The organism is Caballeronia sp. NCF2 (assembly GCF_023631205.1).
GTDB classification, from domain to species: domain Bacteria; phylum Pseudomonadota; class Gammaproteobacteria; order Burkholderiales; family Burkholderiaceae; genus Caballeronia; species Caballeronia zhejiangensis.
In genome coordinates this window covers 15,541-34,898 of sequence record NZ_JALQDN010000063.1, presented here as the reverse complement: position 1 = coordinate 34,898, position 19,358 = coordinate 15,541, and the positions used below count along the sequence as shown (strand labels likewise).

Here is a 19,358-nt window from a genome sequence, read left to right as displayed (position 1 = left end):
AGGACTCGAACCACACATGGCGCTGCCACTCGACCTCTCCCGCCGCAAAGCTCTCAAGATTCTCGCCGGCGCACCGATGCTGCCGCTCGGCGGCGCGACCGCCGCTTCGCTGCTCGCCACCGCATGCGGCGGCAGCGACAGCAACGCGGCGACGAACGCGTCCGCGCCCGCGTCGACGGCTGCGTTCACCACGGCGACGTTCAGCAGCATGGCCGCGCCGACGCTCGCCGATCCCGCGGCGATGGCGAAGACCACCGTCGGCTCGACCATGACCGTGAACTTCAGCGACGGCAGCAATCGCGCGTACAAGCTCGCGTATCAGCCGTTCTTCGTGACGGGCGATGTCGTGCCGAACACGGCCGGCGGCACCATCGTCGCGGGCGGCTATTTCGATATCGACAATCAGCCGATCATCGACAAGTCGGTGGCGGGCAAGGAGCGCCAGTTCTTCTCGGACTGCCCGGACGGCACGTCGCTCATCAAGCTCGACAAGACGACCGTCAAGGGCGTGAAGGGCAACGCCGTGTTCGCCGTCGTGCAGTTCGAATACACGACGCGCGACCAGAACGCCGCGAGCATGTACGGCCGCCTGCCGTCGCCGATCGCGGTGCTGACGCTCGATCAGGATCCGGCCACCGGCAAGCTGACGCTCGTGAGCTACGCGAACGTCGATACGTCGAAGGCGAACGGTCTGTGGATCACGTGCGGCGCGAGCCTCTCGCCGTGGAACACGCATTTGTCGAGCGAAGAGTACGAGCCGGATGCGGCGCTCGGCTCGAAGGACGCGCAGTTCCTCGCGTATAGCCGGAACCTTTACGGCGATCAAACGAAGGCCCGTCCGTATCACTACGGCCATGTGCCCGAAGTCACCGTCAACCCGGACGGCACCGGCACGATCAAGAAGCACTATTGCCTCGGCCGCATCTCGCACGAGCTGATTCAAGTGATGCCCGACAAGCGCACCGTCATGATGGGCGACGACGCGACCAACGGCGGCGTCTTCATGTTCGTCGCGGACAAGGAAGCGGATCTTTCCGCGGGCACGCTTTACGTCGCGAAATGCGCGATGACGTCATCGGCGGGCGCGGGCTCGGCCAATCTGACGTGGATGAACCTCGGCCACGCGACGAGCGATGAAATCGAGAACCTCGCCAACACGCTGACGCTCGCCGACATCATGGATGTCCTCAGCGATGCGACCGTCGGCGCGACGCTCGATGCGAGCTATACGCGCATCAACTACAACGGCGCGTTCAACTGGATTCGCATCAAGCCGGGCATGGAGAAGGCGGCCGCGTTTCTGGAGACGCATCGCTACGCGGCATTGCGCGGCGCGAGCATGTGCTTCACGAAGCTCGAAGGCACGACGGTCAACGCGAAGGACAAGATCGTGTACTCGGCGATGTCGCAGATCGTCAAGTCCATGGTCAAGGGCGACGCGCACGCGGCCGAATTCGCCGTCGACAAGACCATCAACTCCGGCGCGGTGTACGCGTTCAATCTGAAGGGCGGACAGAAGGATCTGACCGGCGCGGCGATCAACAGCGAATGGGTTCCGGTCGACATGGCCGCGCCCGCCGCGCTCGTCGGCGAAGACATTTCCGCCGATGCGCTCGGCAACATCGGCAACCCGGAGCGCATCGCGAATCCGGATAACCTCAAGTTCTCCGAGAAGCTGCGCACGCTGTTCATCGGCGAAGACAGCGGCCGGCACGTCAACAACTTCCTGTGGGCATACAACGTCGATACGAAGTCGCTGTCGCGCATTCTGTCGGCGCCGTCGGGCGCTGAATCGACGGGCCTCCACGCGGTCGACGAGATCAACGGCTGGACCTACATCATGAGCAACTTCCAGCATGCGGGCGACTGGGAAACGCCGCTGCATTCGAAGGTGCAGGCGACGCTCGATCCGCTGATCCGCGCGAACTACAAGGATCGCTACGGCGCGGCGGTGGGCTATCTGACCGCCGATGCAACCTCGGTCAAGCTGAGTTGACGAGCCAGGGGAAGCGCAACGCTTCCCTCGATGCGTAGCTTCGAGGTGCGTCGCGGACGCGGCGCGCCTCGCGGAGTTCAGCAGCTTTGCTCGTAATCGATATATTCGAAGCCGGCCGCAATCGCATAGCGGATCGCTTCTTCCACGTTCGGAAACTCGCCGGCCAAGCGCACCGAACGCTCCATCCCGTTCAAATCCTGGATTCGCGCCGTCGCGGCAAACGCGTCGCCGTGCCGGACCGCCGCCGGCGTGACCATCATGTCCCTGTAACTGAAGACCATTGCTTCTTTCTCTTCCGGATGTCGTCGGCCCGCGCCGTATGGCTGCGGAACACGCGTTATGAATGTCGAAAAGGCGCGAACGATCTGGCGTCCGGCTCCTTCTGCTTCAGGTTATCGGCATCGGAAAATGTTTCTTTACGCGAGCGCTTTCGTCTGAATATTGCGGCAGTTCGCGCCGATTCAGGCCAGGAGCCGCGCGATCAGGTCTTGTGTGGCTCGCGCGCCGTATTTGCGCAGCAGGCTTGCACGATGGATGTCGACCGTGCGCGGGCTGATGTTCAACTCCTTGCCGATCTCCTTGCTCGTCATGCCATGCACGAGCAGCGCGGCGACGTCGCGCTCGCGCTCGGTCAGCAGGCTTGCGTTGTCTGATTGCTTCGTGCCTTGCGACAGATCCGTGAACGTCCAGACCGCAAGCTCGAAAGGCCGCTTCGGGTTATAGCCGAAGCCGCCGACCGTCACCCAGAAGTAGCTTCCGTCGACGCGCCGCATGATGCGGTCATCGCTGAATACGGCATGCTTTGCAAGCAACGGCGCCAGACGATGACCGGTGGTGGTGAAATCCTTCTGCTCGGGATAGAGCTTCGAGAACGATTGCTCGATGATATCGCTGCGTTTTGCCCTGAAGAGTTCCAGCGCGCGTGCATTGCAGTCGACCATGATCCGCTCTCTCGCGACGATGACGGCCACGGGCAAATGCCTGAACAAGTCCTCGTAGTCGAGCTTGGGCGAATTGGTCATGTCGGGAAGATTGTCGCGTCTGGCGAAAAGTTACTGTAACACCGAGGTTCGGCACTTTTCGCACGGACTTTCGCTTCAACCGTTCCAGACTTCACCGAATACGCGCAGCCAGTTTTCGCCCATCACTTTCCTGATGCGAGATTCGCTCCAGCCGGCCTTTTGCATCGCGGCGGTGATGTTCGGAAACTCGCCGATCGTGCGAATGCCTTCCGGATTCACGACCTTGCCGAAGTTCGTCAGACGGCGATAACGGCCCTTGTCATGCGTGATCCAGTCGAAGAACTCGGTGCTATAGCCTTGCGTGAAGTCCGTTCCGATACCGACCTTGTCTTCACCGATAAGATCGATGACGTATTCGATAGCTTCGAGATAATCGTCGACGGTCGCATCGGCGCCTCGTCTCAGGAAGGGCATGAACATGGTCACGCCGACGAAACCGTTCGCTTCGGCAATCTCCTTCAATTGCTCATCCGTCTTGTTGCGCGGATGCTCTTTCAACGTATAAGGGCAGCAGTGCGAGTAGGTGACGGGTTTCTTCGAGCAGGCGATCGCATCGGAAGAAGTCTTCGCGCCCACATGCGAAAGATCGACCATGATGCCGACGCGATTCATCTCCTGAATCACTTCGCGGCCATATCCCGACAAGCCGCCATCCGGTTCATAAGAACCCGTGCCGACGAGATTCTGCGTGTTATAGCAAAGCTGGACCACATTCACGCCCAGCTCCTTGAACACCTCGATATAGCCTAAGTTATCCTCGAACGCATACGCGTTCTGAAAGCCCAAGATGATGCCGGTCTTGTTCTCTTTCTTCGCGCGCAGGATGTCGTCGGTCGTGCGTACGAGTGTCAGAATCTCGCTGTATTCGCGGATCTGCTGCTTCATTTCCGCGATGTTATCGATGGTCTTCTGGAAGTCTTCCCACACCGACACGGTGCAGTTCACGGCGGTGACGCCGCCCTTTCGCATGTCTTCGAATACGGAGCGCTCGAACTTCGAGATGTTCAGTCCGTCGATGATGATGCTCGAATCGTGAAGGCTATTCATCGCGTGTATCCGTTCAGATGGTTCTCTTGATGCCGCGCTCGACGGCCGGGCCACTGCTTGCGCTCTTGTTCGCCGAACCTGCTTCTTCGAGCGCGGTCTTCGACGTTTCGCGCAGCGAGAGGCCGCCGATCATCGCGAAGATGGATACGGCGATCAGGTAATACGCCGGCGACAGATTCGTTCCCGTTTCCGCGATCAGCCACGTCGCGACGAGCGGCGCGGTGCCGCCGAAGATTGTGTACGCGAGGTTGTACGTGATCGCGGATGCGGTGTATCGCGTCTTCGTCGCGAACACTTCCGAAAGAAGCGGAGCAGTGACCACGCCCGAAAGCACCGCGCCCACCGCGAGCAGCGCAACGCCGAGCAGCGAAGGCGACAGATTTCCCGATCCGCCGAGCGCGAAGGCGGGATAGACCGAGACGATGATGAAGATGCACGTCGTCGCGATCGTCGCGCGGCGGCCCACGAGGTCGGAGAACAGACCGGCGAGCGGGCACAGCGCCGCGGCGAAGAAGAGCGCGAGCACGGTCACGAGAAGCGATGTTCCGCGCGTCAGATGTCCGGCGACCTGCATGTAGGTCGCGAAATACGTCGTGAACGTGTAGAACGAAAGCGCCGTCACCGAAACGAATGCGCCGAGCTTCAGAATGTTTCCGGACTGCGAATGCAGGGTTTCCATCAGCGGCGCATGCGCGACTTCATGCTTGCCTTCGAGCGCCTGGAATGCCGGCGTCTCGTGCAGATTCACGCGCAGATACACGCCGATGAGACCGACCGGCGCCGCGATCAGGAACGGCACGCGCCAGCCCCAGTCGACCATCGCCGCGGGCGAAAGCGACGATTCGAGCGCATAGGCGACAACGGCCGCGCATGCGAACGAAGAGAATGTCGAGACCGGAACGAAGCTGCCGAAGAACGCGCGGCGTCGGCGCGGCGCGTGCTCCATCACATAGGCGCACGCGCCCGCGTATTCCCCGCCCGCGGAAAAGCCCTGCACGCAGCGGATGATCGTGAGAAGCAGCGGCGCCCAATAGCCGATGCTCGCATAAGTCGGCAGCAGCCCGATCAGCGTCGTGGCGCCGGCCATCAACAGGATGGTGAAAGCGAGCGTGCGCTTGCGGCCGATGCGGTCGCCGACCACGCCGAAGAAGAGGCCGCCGAGCGGACGGAATGCGAAGGCGACCGCGAAGACCGCGAACGTCTTCAGGAGACCGACCGTGGGATCGCCACTGGGAAAGAACTCGCGCGTCAGGATGGTCGCGAGAAAGCCGTACGCCGCGAAATCAAACCATTCGACAAAGTTTCCGATCGACGCCGCCGCGATGACACGTCTCAGCGTTTTGGTATCGACCTCGTGAGTTGCTTGATGTGGCATGGCGCTTCACCCCTTTCGCGTGTCGGATTCGATCCGGATTGAAAGGAGCGTAAGTGCTCAAATTACTTAGGTCCATACGTGCCAATTACCTAGGTAATCGGCGGTCCGACGACGCCGCCGCGCCCGGCGTGCAAGGCCGGGCGCGGCTTCGCGCCTATTGCTGGAGCCACGCCTGGACCTTCTCGGGATGGCTGTCGACGAACTTCTTCGCCGCCGCGCTCCAGTCGTTCGATGCGTTGCCGTCGAGCTCGATCGATTCGACATCGGCCAGCGTCAGCTTGAAGTGCCGGATGAAGACATTCGCGCGCGGAAATTTCGTCGCGAACTGCTTGGAAGAGAAGCCGTGAATCTGCTCGTCGCCGCCGAGCACGCCCTTGGGATCTTTCAGATAGCGCATCTTGTACTTCTGCCAGAGCCAGTGCGGACTCCACACCGTCGCGACGATCCAGCTCTTCGATTGATACGCGCGCGCAACGGCGGTCAACATGCCGGCCTCGCTTGCGCGAATGAGGTTATATCCGGCGAGGTCGTATTCCTTCAGCGCCTTTTCCGAAGCGACCATCTCGCCCGCGCCCGGTTCGATGCCCTGAATCGTGCTGTTCAACTTGCTCTTGACTTCGGGCTTGTTCAGATCGCCGATGGACGCCACTTCGCTCTCGGGCACGTAATCCGGCACCGCCCAGCCGATCTTCGCGCCGGAATAGATGACGCCGAGATCTTCCATGTCGTTCTTGAAGCGCGCGTAGTAGGCCGCGTGCGTGACCGGAAGCCACGCGCCGAGCATCAGGTCCACATCGCCGCGCGCGATGCCCTGAAACTGAATGCCGAGGTCCGCCGTGGTCAGGGTAACCGGTTGTTGCAGCTTCGTTTCGAGAACGTACTTCGCGGTATAGACGACCGCTTGCGTATCGGCCCAATTGGCTAGCGTGATCTTGATCGGCTCGACGGCGCTCGCGCACATCGCGAACGTGACAGTGGAGACTGCAACGGCAGCTTTCATGGCGAAGCTCACGGACAAGGCATTCTTCATTGACGTTTCCTTGCATCGACAGGTTTTATGGAAGACGCGACGCGATCGATTCTCCTGATCTATAACGCATTCATTTGCGACGGATGATTAAGCAATTGCAGGCGACGCCCTGCAGCCCGCAGTATTCGGGCGCATTAACGCGACGTCAATGTTCTTTGCTTATATCGTCGGATGGAACGTCGATACATCGAGCTGGCGCTCTTCGCATGAACGATCATCGCGGCAGCGCCGAAGTCGCGATTTCGCTTGCGCTGTCCAGTTGCTCGACGTGCCAGCATTTATCGATCAGCGCGCGCGTTTGCTCCGGCGTGAGGATGCCGTCCGCCAGATCGGAGAACTTGGTTTCGAGCTGCTTGTCGGTCATCGGCACTTGCGTGCTGCCGATCGCGTGTTCGATGTACTTGTGCAGCTTGCGGCCATCCTTCAGCGTGATCGTCACGTCGACCTGTTCCGGCTTGATGGACGGATCGACGATCGCGTTCACCTTGTCGCGCAGCTCGATTGTCTTCGGGTCGCGTACCTTGGCGTCGCTGAACTGTTTCTCGCCCGCCGCGCCGTCGATGATCGCGATCGCCACCGCGTGATAGATGCTGAACTTGCCTTCGAGCCCGATCTGCGGCGTCTTCTTGCCCGTCAGTTCGAGCACGAGTGGATGCACGCGAAGATCGATGCGCGCGATCTGATCCGCGCTCAAGTGTTCCTGATTGCGCAACTGGATCGCTGCATCGATCGACGGATGAATGACGATGCCGCACGCGAAAGGCTTATACGTATTCAACGTCGATTCCCAATGCGAACCGAGGCCCTCCGTGATCTCGCGATAATCCTGCTTCGTGCTGATCGTGTTGGCCCAGCCGCGTTTGGCTTCGATCATGCCGTCCGAGCTCGTGTAGTTCTGGCCCGCGAGCAGTGCCGCGAAGATGCCGTTCGCGGCGGCGCGGCCGGGATTGAAGCTCTTGTTCATCGAGCCGAACGACTCGCGCAAGCCGACCGGCTGCGAGGCGGCGAGACCGAGCGCCCAGACCATCTGCTCGACGCTCAGTCCCATCAGCTTGCCCGTCGCCGCCGCCGAGCCGAACACGCCGCACGTACCGGTGATGTGCCAGCCGACATCGTAATGATTCGGATACACCGCATTGCCAATTCGCAACTCGGTTTCGACGCCCAGCACGAGCGCGTTCAGAAAGTCCTTGCCCGTGACGGCGCGATATTGCGAATACGCCAATATCGCCGACACGACCGGTCCCGCCGGGTGAATGATCGTCTTCAGATGCGTGTCGTCGTAGTCGAAGATATGACTGCTCACGCCGTTGATGAACGCCGAGTTCATGATGTCCAAGCGCTCGGTCCGGCCGAGCAGGTTCGCTTGCGGCGGACCGGAGAACGGCGTGAGCGCGGCGACTGCGCGATTCACGGTCTCGTCGTGCGATCCGCCGACCGCGACGCCGACCCAGTTCATCAACGTCCTGACGCCTTCCTTGCGCACCGGCGCGGGCAGATCGCCATAACCCGTTCTTACGATGAAGTCCGCAAGAATGCGCGTGACGCGCGGCGGCTTCGCATGCGCGCCACTGGCCGATGCGGAAGCGGATGCAGATGCGGCGTTGCTTGTCTGTGCGAACGCTGTCGTGCCTGCCGCCGATGCGAAAGCGCCTGCTGCGCTGGTCATGAGAAAGCTACGGCGATCGATGTTGGGCATGGAGTCGTTTCCTTGAAATGGCACAAGTGGGAAACCGCGCGCAAGTATCATTCCGCGGCAACGAGGCGAACCAAGGGTTTTCCCGATTCCCTTGCATGTCGATTCACGCTTCGATGCATCGTCGTAGAGATGTGTCCAATTTTTCCGCGAAAGGAGAGCACACCATGGCCACCGGAACCATCCGCCTTCACCGTGTCTTGCGTACGACGCCCGAGCGTCTTTATCGCGCGTTCCTCGAACCCGATGCGATCGCGAAGTGGCTTCCGCCTTACGGCTTCACATGTCAGGTCCATCACATGGATGCGCGCCAGGGCGGCACGCACAAGATGTCGTTCCGCAATTTCGGCACGGGCAATAGTCACTCGTTCGGTGGCGAGTACGTCGAGCTGGTGCCGTTCGAGAAGATTCGCTACACGGACCGCTTCGACGATCCGAACCTGCCCGGCGAAATGCAGGTCACCGTTTCTTTGAAGCAGGTCGTGTGCGGGACCGAGTTGAGCATCGTTCAGGAGGGCGTGCCCGAAGTCATTCCGGTGGAGATGTGCTATCTCGGCTGGCAAGAGTCGCTGGAGCAACTCGCGCGGCTCGTCGAGCCTGTGATCCCCGAGTGACGATGCGCGCGATCGAGCCCTTTCGTTGATCGGATAAGATACGGCGCCCCGCAACATCAACTCAAAACGTGGAGTGCTTTTCGTGATCCAGCCGAGCAACGTATTCAAGGATAACCTCGCCCAATTGCCCGCCATCGACGGCATCGAGCGCATCGATCTGGTCGATGGCAAAGGTGACGTGGTCGCGAGCATCGAGAACAAGCCGGGCAAGCAGGGCTCGCTCGCGGTCTATCACTATCTGAAGCAGGCGTTCGGCGCGCTGGACGCGCAAGCCGCCGAGCATGGTCTCGCCGTGTTCGCCGAACATACGGCCGATGCGCGCAATCGCCCGGGCGCGCATCCGAATGTGGATCGGCTGATTGCGATCGTCGATGGCGGCGAGGCGTTGCGGGTCGACGTGGTTCGGGCGCAGTAAAGCAAAAGCCCGTTCTGCCATGAGCAGAACGGGCTTTTCCGATTCATCGCTTGCAGCGGATCAGACCCTCAACTCCACCCGCTTGATGTCCTTCACGATCACGAGATAGCTGAACACCGTGATCAGCGCATTGATCCCGACGAACGCCAGCGCGCCATTGAACGAGCCCGACTGCGCGACGAGATAGCCGATGACGATCGGCGTCACGATGCCCGCGACATTGCCGAACATGTTGAAGATCGATCCCGAAAGCCCGATGGCTTCCTTCGGCGACGTATCCGCGACCACGGCCCATCCCAAAGCACCGATGCCCTTGCCGAAGAACGCCAGCGACATCAGCGCGACGACGATCCAGTCCGTGTCGACGTAATTGCAGCCGATGATGCACGACGACAGCAGCATGCCGCCGACGATCGGCACCTTGCGCGCGAAAGTGAGCGACTTGCCGCGACGGATGAGGCCATCGGAGATCACGCCACCCAGCACGCCGCCCGTGAAGCCGCAGATCGCCGGCAGTGACGCGACGAAGCCTGCCTGCAGAATCGTCATGTGACGCGCCTGCACGAGATAGATCGGGAACCACGTCAGGAAGAAGTACGTCAACACGTTGATGCAGTACTGCGCGAGATACACGCCGAGCAGCATCCGGTTGGTCAGCAACTGCTTGACGACGGGCCAGCCCACGCTGTGGGACGTGCCACGCGCCACGCCGCCCGCGCGCTGATGACCGCGCACGAGACCGCCGCCTTCCTCGATGTACTCCAGCTCCTGCCGGTTCACGCGCGGATGATCCGCCGGATTCTTCATCACGGCGAGCCACGTCAGCGCGAGCGCGAGACCCGCAACGCCCATCACGATATAGACGTGATGCCAGCCGAAAGCATGCGTGAGCCACGCCATCAACGGCGTAAAAACGACGGCCGCGAAGTACTGCGCCGAGTTGAAGATCGCCGATGCCGTGCCGCGTTCTTTCGTCGGGAACCAGCTCGCGACGACCTTCGCATTGGCCGGAAACGCGGGCGCTTCCGCCGCGCCCATCGCGAAGCGCAGCACGAAGAGGGCGGTCACGGCGGTCGCCGCGCTGCCGAGCAGGCCTATCGAACTTTGCAGCAACGTGAACAGCGACCACAGGAAAATGCTCGCCGCATACACGCGCCGCGCGCCGAAGCGATCCAGCAGCCAGCCCGCGGGCACTTGCGAGAGCACATACGCCCAGCTGAAGGCCGAGAAGATGTAGCCCATGCGGATCGCGTCGAAACCGAATTCGGCGCGCATCGCGGAGCCCGTCACCGACAAGGTCGCGCGGTCCGCATAGTTGAACGTCGTGATCACGAAGATCAGCAACAGAATGAGATAGCGCACCTTGGTGCGCTTCATGACGTCCGCGGGATTCGCGGTGCGGCTCATCGACATGGACTTCCCCTTTCTTTCCGTACGTGCGAGATGCACGGAGGGCCGCTCGCGCGGCCCTCATCGGCGAAGCGTCACACGGCGTCGTGCGTCCTCGCTTCGCCCGTCTCCTGCCTGTGCCTTTACTGCGCGCCGAGCTTCTTGATGAGCACGTCGAGTTGCTCGAGCTCGTCTTCGGTCAGATCGGTCAGCGGCGCGCGCACCGGGCCCGCATCGTGGCCGACGAGTTTCGCGCCCGCCTTGACGATCGACACCGCATAGCCCGCACGGCGATTGCGGATCTTCAGGTACGGCAGGAAGAATTCGTCGATCAGGCGGCCCGTGGTCGCGTGGTCGTCGGCGGCGATTGCGCGATAGAACTCCATCGCGGTCTTCGGGATGAAGTTGAACACCGCCGACGAGTACACCGGCACGCCGAGCGCCTTGTACGCGGCTGCGTAGACTTCGGCCGTCGGCAGGCCGCCCAAGTACGAGAAGCGGTCGCCGAGGCGACGGCGGATCGTCACCATGTTCTCGATTTCGCCGACGCCGTCCTTGAAGCCGATCAGGTTCGGGCAGCTATCCGCGAGTTGCTCCAGCATGTCGGCGTTGAGCTTCGAATTCGCGCGGTTGTAAATGATGACGCCCATGTTCGGCACGGCGCGGCAGACTTCCTCGGCGTGCGCGCGGATGCCTTCCTGCGACGCTTCGGTCAGATAGTGCGGCATCAGCAGAACGCCTTGCGCGCCTTGCTTCTCCGCTTCCTGCGCAAAGGCGATGGCCGTGCGCGTCGGGCCGCCCGCGCCGGCGAGGATCGGCACCTTGCCGCGGCACACTTCGGTGGCCGTCTTCACGATCTGCGAATATTCGGGTTGCGTCAGCGAGAAGAACTCGCCCGTGCCGCCCGCGACGAACAGCGCTGAAGCACCGTAAGGAGCCAGCCATTCGAGGCGCTCCGCGTACGTGTTCGCGCGGAAGTTGCCTTGTTGGTCGAAATCCGTCACGGGGAAGGAGAGCAGGCCTTCGGAAACGATTTGCTTCAGTTCTTGCGGTGTCGTCATGGTGATGAAGTCTCGATGTTCGGCGACCGGCCGATTGCCGATCTCGTAAGTCATCGTACAACATAGACTGACGTCAGACAATCTATTTACGCGTGCAAAATCAATGGATACGGGTAAATACTAACCAATTGTGATTGTCTATGTTGTAGGATGACATAACTCAAGCCGCAGCCGCGCGGTATGTTTGCTCAAGGATTCGTCAGAATGAATCAGTCCCCTCTCTATATTCGCGTCCACCCGGACGACAACGTCGCGATCGTCGTGAACGACGGCGGTCTCGGCGAAGGCGCCACGTTCGCCGATGGCCTCGTGCTGCGCGAACGCGTGCCGCAGGGCCACAAGGTCGCGCTGAAGGATCTCGCGGAAGGCGATGCGGTCATCCGCTACAACGTCGTGATCGGCTATGCGACGAAGGCGCTCCCGAAGGGAAGCTGGATCAACGAGCACGTCACGCGCATGCCGACGCCGCCCGAGCTGCACGACCTGCCGATTGCGACGATCAAGGCGCCGGACGAATCGCCGCTGGAAGGCTTCACGTTCGAGGGTTATCGGAACGCCGACGGCTCGGTCGGCACGCGCAACATCCTCGCGATCACGACGACGGTGCAATGCGTCGCGGACGTCGTGCAGCACGCCGTGACGCGCATCAAGGCGGAACTGCTGCCGCGGTATCCGAATGTCGATGACGTCGTGAGCCTCGGTCACACATACGGCTGCGGCGTGGCCATCGACGCGCCCGACGCGATGGTGCCGATCCGCACGGTGCGCAACATCGCGCTGAATCCGAACTTCGGCGGCGAAGTGATGATGGTGTCGCTCGGCTGCGAGAAGCTCCAACCGGAACGCCTGATGCCGCCGGGCACGATTCCGATCGCGGCGGCATCGGCGGAAACGGAAGACGTGGCCGATATCGGCGACAACACGCACGACGACAACGGCGGCACGGTCGTGTTGCAGGACGAGGCGCACGTCGGCTTCGGCTCGATGATCGAGTCGATCATGCGGATGGCCGAGACGCATCTGAAGCGCCTCAACAATCGCCGTCGCGAGACGTGTTCGGCGGCGGATCTCGTCGTCGGCGTGCAGTGCGGCGGCAGCGATGCGTTTTCCGGGCTGACGGCGAATCCGGCGGTCGGTTTCGCGACCGATCTGCTGGTGCGCGCGGGCGCGACCGTCATGTTCTCGGAGGTCACGGAAGTGCGTGACGGCGTCGCGCAACTGACGGCGCGCGCGGCGAACCGTGAGGTGGCGCAGGCGATCATCCGCGAGATGCAGTGGTACGACGATTATCTGAAGCGCGGCGGCGCGGACCGCAGCGCGAACACGACGCCGGGCAACAAGAAGGGCGGGCTGTCGAACATCGTCGAGAAGGCGATGGGTTCCATCGTCAAGTCGGGGTCATCGACGATTTCGGGCGTGCTGTCGCCGGGCGAGAAGGTGAAGCAGAAGGGTCTGATTTACGCGGCGACGCCTGCGAGCGATTTCATCTGCGGCACGCTGCAGCTCGCGGCGGGCATCAACCTTCATGTCTTCACGACGGGGCGCGGCACGCCGTACAGCCTCGCCGAAGTGCCGGTGCTGAAGGTCGCGACGCGCTCCGATCTCGCGCGCCGCTGGCACGATCTGATGGACGTGAACGCGGGAACCATCGCGACGGGCGAGGCGACCATCGCCGATGTGGGCTGGGAACTGTTCCGGCTGATGCTCGATGTCGCGAGCGGGAAGAAGCAGACGAAGGCCGAGGCGTTGAAGCTGCACAACGCGCTTGTGTTGTTCAATCCGGCGCCGGTGACGTGATTCGATGCGCGCTCGCCGGAAACGAAATCGCCCCGCTTTGAGCGGGGCGATTTTTTTTGCGGGCGCGGTGTGAGGCGGATGAGCGAGCGGAATGCGCGATCGGACCGCCACGCTGGGCCATTCTTTGGCACGATGACATCGAATCGATGACACGAATCGAGCCCATGCCATCTCCTTTCGCCACACCGCGCCCGCCGATCCCACGCACCGTCTGGGCGCTCGGCCTCGTCAGCCTGTTCATGGACCTGTCCTCCGAGCTGGTGCATGCGCTTCTACCGATCTACCTCGTGACGACCATGGGCATGAGCGTCACCGCACTCGGCGCGCTGGAAGGCGCAGCCGAAGCAACCGCGATGATCGTGAAAGTCTTTTCGGGCGCGCTGAGCGACTGGCTCGGACGCCGCAAGGGCCTGCTGCTCTTCGGCTACGGCCTCGCGGCATTGACAAAGCCGCTGTTCCCCCTCGCCGAAACGCCCGCGCTGGTCGTGGCCGCGCGTCTCGTCGATCGCTTCGGCAAGGGCATTCGCGGCGCGCCGCGCGATGCGCTGGTCGCGGATGTCGCGCCGCCGGAAATCCGTGGCGCCGCTTTCGGCCTGCGGCAGTCGATGGACACGATCGGCGCGTTCGCCGGGCCGTTGCTCGCCATCGTGCTGATGCTCGCGTTCTCCGATCACATCCGCACGGTGCTCTGGTTCGCGACGGTGCCGGCGTTCATCGCCGTCATCATCATTCTGTTCGGCGTGCGTGAGCCGGAAAGCGCGTCCGCACGAGGCGAGAGCTTCCGCTCGCCGCTGCACTGGCGGTCGATGCGCGAGTTTTCTGGGCGCTACTGGTATGTCGTCGCGATCGGCGCGACCTTCACGCTCGCGCGCTTCAGCGAGGCGTTCTTGGTACTGCGCGCGCAGCAGACAGGACTCGATATCGGGTGGATTCCCGCCGTGATGGTCGTGATGAGCCTCGCGTATTCGGCGAGCGCGTATCCGGCGGGCGTGCTGTCCGATCGATGGGACCGGCGCGCGTTGCTCGCCTGCGGCCTGGCGCTGCTGATCGCGGCCGATGTGCTGCTCGGCGCGGGATCGTCGATGCTCACGCTGTTCGCGGGCGTCGCCTTGTGGGGACTGCACATGGGCTTCACGCAAGGCATTCTCGCGGCGATGGTCGCCGAATCCGCGCCGCCTTCCCTGCGCGGCACCGCATTCGGCGTGTTCAATCTCGCGAGCGGCGTCTGCATGGTGCTGGCGAGCGCGATCGCCGGATGGATCTGGGATCGCCATGGCGCGCCGGCGACCTTCTACACCGGCGCCGCGCTCGCGCTGATACCGCTCGTCATGTGCTTCGCGCCACGGCGAGCGGATTCCGCGTCACGAAAGGCTTGAAGCGCCCGATACATACCGTGCAGCCGGCTTGTTCGCCGACAACTCCGGCGCCATCGCCTGCCGCGCCGCTTCGTACGCGTCCCACTTCGCGCCGTCGTGCAGCGACGGAATCGTCACGAGCTCATCGCGATCGAAGCCGACGAGCGCCGCATCGACCATATCGCCCGCCGACATCACGATCGCCTTGTCGAGATTCTCGATCGGCAGGCCGCCCGTTTCCCAAAAGTCGGTGGCCGTCGCGCCGGGCAGCACGGCCTGCACGCGCACGCCCTTGCCCGCCAGTTCGCGATGCAGCGACTGGCTGAACGCGAGCACGAACGCCTTGGTGCCGCCATACACGCCGTTGAGGATCTCCGGCGCAATGCTGACGATCGACGCAATGTTGATGATCGCGCCACGGCCTCGCGCGACGAAGCCGGGCACCGCCGCGTAAGCGAGGCGCGTGAGCGCGGTCACGTTGAGATCGATCATGCGCGTCATCGCGTCGACGTCGCTGTCGAGCAAAGGCGTATGCGTGCCGATGCCCGCGTTGTTCACGAGCAGCGTGATGCTCGCGTCATTCTTCAGCTTCGCTTCGACAGTGGCGAGCGCGCTGCGGTCGTTCAGATCGGCATCGAGAATCTCGACGCTGCGGCGCGTCTCGTTCGTGATGCGTTCGGCGAGCGCCGCGAGCTTGTCGCGATTGCGCGCGACGAGAATGAGGTCGTAGCCGCGCCGCGCGAGGCGGTCCGCATAGACCGCGCCGATTCCGGAAGACGCGCCCGTGACGAGCGCGGTGCCGAGGTGTGTCTGCGTCATGTTTCACTCCGTCAGAAAACAAGTGGTTGATTGCGTGAGTGAATTCTGGCCGGATTTGACCGTGACGCAAATGACGTATAGGGTAGTGATTCGTGACATCGCGCGGCAGGAAAACGACATGCACCGCATCGGCTATTTATTGAGCGACGGCTTCCAGATCATGGCGCTCGCCTCGCAGACGGTTTTCGAAATGGCGAACGACGTATCGGGCGAGGCGTTCTACGGCATCGAAAATTATTCGACGGCGGGCGGCGAAGTGCGCTCGTCGCTCGGCATGAAGATCGACACGCGAGCGATCACCGCGCGCACGCAGATGGACACCTGGATCGCCGTCGGCGTCACCACGCCGCTCACGATCGCGCCGCCCGCCGACGTGTTCGCGTTCCTGCGCCGCGCGGCGAAGCGCACGCGGCGTATCGCGGGCATCTGCACGGGCGCATTCGTGCTGGCCGGAGCGGGCCTGCTCGCGAATCGCCGCGCGACCACGCATTGGGCCTACGCGCGCGACATGCAGCGGCTTTATCCCGATGTGCAAGTGGAAGAAGACCGCATCTTCATTGTCGATGGCCCGGTCTGGACGTCGGCGGGCATGACCGCGGGGCTCGATCTCGCGCTCGCGATGGTCGAGAAGGATCTCGGCGCCGATATCGCCCGTTCGGTCGCGCACAAGCTCGTCATGCATCAGCGTCGCGCGGGCGGGCAGTCGCAGCATTCGGAAATGCTCGATCTCGCGCCGAAGTCCGATCGCATCCAGAATGCGCTGAACTATGCGCGCAAGAATCTGAACCGGCCGCTGACGGTCGAGGAGCTCGCGGGCGAGGCGCATCTGAGCCCGCGTCAGTTCAGCCGCGTCTTCACGCTGGAGACGGGGCAGTCGCCGGCGAAAGCCATCGAAGGATTGCGGCTCGAAGCGGCGCGTCTGATGATCGAGAAAAGCCGGCATTCGCTCGAAACGATCGCGCAGGAAACGGGCTTCAGGGACCGCCGTCACATGCGCGAAGCATTCATGCGCGGCTTCGGCGTGCCGCCGCAGGAAGTGCGGCGCGAGGCGCGCACTCAAACGTAACGACTACATCAAGGACAAACAGTGCTGAAGATCAATCCCGCCCGCCTGCTCGACGACCTCCGTCATCTGCGCACGTTCGGCGCAACCGGTCCGGGCGTCGTGCGCCTCTCGCTGTCATCGGTCGATATGGACGCGCGCCGCTGGCTCGCGGGCCGCATGAACGAAGCGGGACTCGCCGCGACGATCGACGGCGTCGGCACCGTGTTCGGCCGCTCGCGCAACGCCGGCCCGGCGCTTTTGATCGGCTCGCACACCGACACGCAACCGACCGGCGGCTGGCTCGACGGCGCGCTCGGCGTCATTTACGGCCTCGAAATCGCGCGGGCGCTCGCCGAATGCGAAACGACGCGTCATTTCGCGGTGGACGTCGCATCGTGGATCGACGAGGAAGGCACGTTCTCGGGCTTTCTCGGCAGCCGCAGTTTCGTCGGCGAAGCCGTCGATGAAGCCCTGCGCCACGCGCGCAATCGCGAAGGCGTCCTGCTCGGCGATGCGCTCGCGCAAGCCGGACTCATCGGCGCGGCGCGCGTGCGTATCGACAGGGCGCGGCACAAGGCGTATCTGGAACCGCACATCGAGCAGGGCGGACGGCTGGAGGCGCACGGCAAGTCGATCGGCGTGGTGACGACGATCGTCGGCATACGCGAGCTGAAGCTGCGCTTCACCGGGCAGCGCAATCACGCGGGCACGACGCCGATGTCGATCCGGCGCGATGCGGGCGCGGCGCTCGTTGCGTTCATCGCGCGCATGGACGAAGCGTTTCGCGCGATCGCCGATGCCGATACCGTCTGGACCGTCGGGCGCATCGAGCTCGATCCGGGTTCGTTCAGCGTGGTGCCGGGCGCGGCGGACATGTATCTGCAATTCCGCGACGCCAGCGCGGAGCGTTTGCGCGCGATGGAAGCCGCGCTCGCCGCGCTGATCCGCGACTTCAATGCCGAAGGGAAAATCGGTGTCGCGATGACGGACAGCGAGCCGCCCGAAGCGCCCGTCGTGATGGACGCCGCCTTGCAGGCGCATATCGCGGAGGCCGCCGAAGCGCTCGCGCCGGGTCAGTGGGAACGCATGCCGAGCGGCGCGTCGCACGATGCGCAGGTGATCGCGCATCATGTGCCGGCGTGCATGCTGTTCGTGCCGAGCATCGGCGGAGTGAGTCACGATTTCATCGAGGACACGGCGGAGTCGCACATCGTGCTCGGCTGCGAAGTGGCGGCGCGGGCAGCGGCGAATATCCTCGCGAGCTTGTCGGCTTAACGCTCGGTGATCTCCGCGATGTATCGCCCGGCGTCGCGCCAGAGGCCGAATCCCGACGCCGGATTCATGTGCCCGACGCGGCCGAGATCGGCGAGCCGCGCGCCCCAGTCGTGCGCCATGCCGGCGACGCGTTCGAAGCGCGCGAGCGGATCGTCATGGCTCGCCGCGACGACGCACGGAAACGGCAGGCGTTCGCGCGGCGTGGGCAGCCATCCGTGCAGCTCGAGTTCATCGACTGACGGATAGCCTTCCGGCAGCGGCGAATCGAAATCGGGCGGCGTGACGAAGAGCGCGCCCTGAATCTCGCGACGATGCCGCTGCGCCCAGTGCACGGAAATCATCACGCCGGCGCTGTGCGCGACGAGCACGACCGGTCCGTCGATCTGCGCGAGCGCCGCGTCGAGCGCGGCGACCCGCGCGCTCCGATCGAGCTTGTCGCGTTGCAGCGGCGGCACGGTACGCACGTTGTCATGCGCGTTGGCGTAATGCGTCTGCCAGTGGTCCTCGACGTGATCGCGCAGGCCGGGGACCATGAGTATCGTCGGTGCGTTCATGCGTCGATCCATCAGAAGGGCACGTCGCCGATGATCCCCGCGCGCTCCATCTTGCGATGACACGGCGGATAGTCCATCACCGCGTAATGCTGCGTGCTGCGGTTGTCCCAGATGGCGATGCTGTTCTTCTTCCAGCGCCAGCGCACCTGATATTCCGGGATATACGCCTGGCTCAGCAGATACGCGAGCAACTGCCCCGCGCCGGGATTCGCGTCCTGCCCGAAGCGCACGCGCTCCGGCGTGTGATAGTTGGTGAAGTGCGTCGCGAAGGCGTTGACGAACAGCACCTTCTCGCCCGTTTCCGGATGCGTGCGCACGACGGGATGCTCGGCATCGGGAAACTGCGCCTTCAGCGCGAGGCGTTTCTCGATAGGCATCGCCGCACCGAAACTCGCCTCGATGCTGTGCCGCGCGCGCAAATCCGCGATCTGTTCCTTGACGTGCGCGGGCAGCTTCTCATACGCGAGCACCATGTTCGCCCACATCGTGTCGCCGCCGACGGGCGGCGTTTCCACGCAGCGCAGCACGCAGCCGAAGGGCGGCGCGACGCGCCAGGTCGCGTCCGTGTGCCACGCGTTTTCGTAGCGGTCGTTCGGCTGATCGGGCGACTTGTAGATACGCACGAGCCCCGGATGGTCCGGATCGCTTCCCGCGACCGGATGATCCTCCAGTTCGCCGAAGCGCCGCGCGAACGCGACGTGCTCCGCGCGCGTGATTTCCTGATCGCGCAGAAAAAGCACGCGATGCGCGAGCAACGCGGCGCGGATTTCGGCGAAGAGGGCGTCGTCGTGAATGGCGTCGGCGAGATTGACGTCGGTGAGTTCCGCGCCGATCGCGCAAGTAAGTTGTTCGATACGCATGAATGTCT

Annotated in this window: 18 protein-coding genes; 7 read left to right on the top strand and 11 right to left on the bottom strand. The window is 63.2% G+C overall.

Annotation, left to right across the window (positions count from 1 at the left end):
* Positions 1-16: 16 nt before the first annotated feature.
* Positions 17-1,996, top strand: a complete 1,980-nt coding sequence (locus NCS02_RS22185) for a PhoX family protein (RefSeq protein WP_250503345.1) — start codon at positions 17-19, stop codon at positions 1,994-1,996.
* A 77-nt stretch (positions 1,997-2,073) separates the two neighbouring features.
* Here NCS02_RS22185 and NCS02_RS22180 read toward each other — a convergent pair whose 3' ends face one another.
* The 6 genes from NCS02_RS22180 to NCS02_RS22155 form a co-directional block, all read right to left on the bottom strand.
* The gene (locus tag NCS02_RS22180; protein ID WP_008348560.1) at positions 2,074-2,256 is read right to left on the bottom strand and encodes a hypothetical protein; all 183 of its coding nucleotides are present in this window, start codon (positions 2,254-2,256) and stop codon (positions 2,074-2,076) included.
* A gap of 201 nt (positions 2,257-2,457) precedes the next feature.
* A complete protein-coding gene (locus NCS02_RS22175; RefSeq protein ID WP_250523291.1) occupies positions 2,458-3,018 on the bottom strand; it encodes a PAS and helix-turn-helix domain-containing protein in 561 nt (186 codons plus the stop codon).
* Positions 3,019-3,093: 75 nt separating this feature from the next.
* Complete coding sequence (locus tag NCS02_RS22170) at positions 3,094-4,065, bottom strand: dipeptidase (RefSeq protein ID WP_008348557.1); 972 nt, start codon at positions 4,063-4,065, stop codon at positions 3,094-3,096.
* A gap of 13 nt (positions 4,066-4,078) precedes the next feature.
* The gene (locus NCS02_RS22165; RefSeq protein WP_250503343.1) at positions 4,079-5,440 is read right to left on the bottom strand and encodes an MFS transporter; all 1,362 of its coding nucleotides are present in this window, start codon (positions 5,438-5,440) and stop codon (positions 4,079-4,081) included.
* Between the two features lie 154 nt (positions 5,441-5,594).
* Positions 5,595-6,470 carry a glycine betaine ABC transporter substrate-binding protein gene (locus NCS02_RS22160; protein WP_175981212.1) on the bottom strand — a complete coding sequence of 292 codons (876 nt, stop codon included), beginning with the start codon at positions 6,468-6,470 and terminating at the stop codon, positions 5,595-5,597.
* A 214-nt stretch (positions 6,471-6,684) separates the two neighbouring features.
* Positions 6,685-8,169 carry an MmgE/PrpD family protein gene (locus tag NCS02_RS22155; protein ID WP_250523290.1) on the bottom strand — a complete coding sequence of 495 codons (1,485 nt, stop codon included), beginning with the start codon at positions 8,167-8,169 and terminating at the stop codon, positions 6,685-6,687.
* A 164-nt stretch (positions 8,170-8,333) separates the two neighbouring features.
* Here NCS02_RS22155 and NCS02_RS22150 point away from each other — a divergent pair, with 164 nt between their 5' ends.
* On the top strand, positions 8,334-8,780 hold the full coding sequence (locus tag NCS02_RS22150) for an SRPBCC family protein (RefSeq protein ID WP_008348550.1): 447 nt from the start codon (positions 8,334-8,336) through the stop codon (positions 8,778-8,780).
* 82 nt (positions 8,781-8,862) lie between these two features.
* Positions 8,863-9,195, top strand: a complete 333-nt coding sequence (locus NCS02_RS22145; RefSeq protein WP_008348548.1) for a DUF2322 family protein — start codon at positions 8,863-8,865, stop codon at positions 9,193-9,195.
* 60 nt (positions 9,196-9,255) lie between these two features.
* Here NCS02_RS22145 and NCS02_RS22140 read toward each other — a convergent pair whose 3' ends face one another.
* Together NCS02_RS22140 and kdgD are read right to left on the bottom strand one after the other, a co-directional pair.
* Positions 9,256-10,608: an MFS transporter gene (locus tag NCS02_RS22140; protein ID WP_008348547.1), complete on the bottom strand. Its 1,353-nt coding sequence runs from the start codon at positions 10,606-10,608 to the stop codon at positions 9,256-9,258.
* 119 nt (positions 10,609-10,727) lie between these two features.
* Entirely contained in the window at positions 10,728-11,645 is a 918-nt protein-coding gene (gene kdgD, locus NCS02_RS22135) for a 5-dehydro-4-deoxyglucarate dehydratase (protein WP_008348545.1), read from the bottom strand.
* A gap of 204 nt (positions 11,646-11,849) precedes the next feature.
* On the opposite strand from kdgD, the gene garD reads away from it, so the two are divergent.
* On the top strand, positions 11,850-13,442 hold the full coding sequence (garD, locus tag NCS02_RS22130; RefSeq protein ID WP_250436816.1) for a galactarate dehydratase: 1,593 nt from the start codon (positions 11,850-11,852) through the stop codon (positions 13,440-13,442).
* 164 nt (positions 13,443-13,606) lie between these two features.
* Positions 13,607-14,818 (top strand): MFS transporter, encoded by a 1,212-nt coding sequence (locus tag NCS02_RS22125; RefSeq protein WP_250503341.1) that lies wholly within the window; start codon positions 13,607-13,609, stop codon positions 14,816-14,818.
* Here the strand turns inward: NCS02_RS22125 and NCS02_RS22120 are convergent.
* Positions 14,804-15,616 carry an SDR family NAD(P)-dependent oxidoreductase gene (locus NCS02_RS22120; protein WP_250503340.1) on the bottom strand — a complete coding sequence of 271 codons (813 nt, stop codon included), beginning with the start codon at positions 15,614-15,616 and terminating at the stop codon, positions 14,804-14,806. The two genes, NCS02_RS22125 and NCS02_RS22120, sit on opposite strands and share 15 nt — an antisense overlap.
* Before the next feature lie 118 nt (positions 15,617-15,734).
* Here NCS02_RS22120 and NCS02_RS22115 point away from each other — a divergent pair, with 118 nt between their 5' ends.
* Together NCS02_RS22115 and NCS02_RS22110 are read left to right on the top strand one after the other, a co-directional pair.
* Complete coding sequence (locus NCS02_RS22115) at positions 15,735-16,682, top strand: GlxA family transcriptional regulator (protein ID WP_250436924.1); 948 nt, start codon at positions 15,735-15,737, stop codon at positions 16,680-16,682.
* Positions 16,683-16,703: 21 nt separating this feature from the next.
* Positions 16,704-17,936 carry a Zn-dependent hydrolase gene (locus tag NCS02_RS22110; protein ID WP_175981200.1) on the top strand — a complete coding sequence of 411 codons (1,233 nt, stop codon included), beginning with the start codon at positions 16,704-16,706 and terminating at the stop codon, positions 17,934-17,936.
* Here the strand turns inward: NCS02_RS22110 and NCS02_RS22105 are convergent.
* Together NCS02_RS22105 and NCS02_RS22100 are read right to left on the bottom strand one after the other, a co-directional pair.
* Entirely contained in the window at positions 17,933-18,490 is a 558-nt protein-coding gene (locus NCS02_RS22105; protein ID WP_175981198.1) for an RBBP9/YdeN family alpha/beta hydrolase, read from the bottom strand. The genes NCS02_RS22110 and NCS02_RS22105 overlap by 4 nt on opposite strands.
* 11 nt (positions 18,491-18,501) lie before the next feature.
* Positions 18,502-19,350, bottom strand: a complete 849-nt coding sequence (locus NCS02_RS22100; protein WP_008348529.1) for a TauD/TfdA dioxygenase family protein — start codon at positions 19,348-19,350, stop codon at positions 18,502-18,504.
* Positions 19,351-19,358 lie beyond the last annotated feature (8 nt).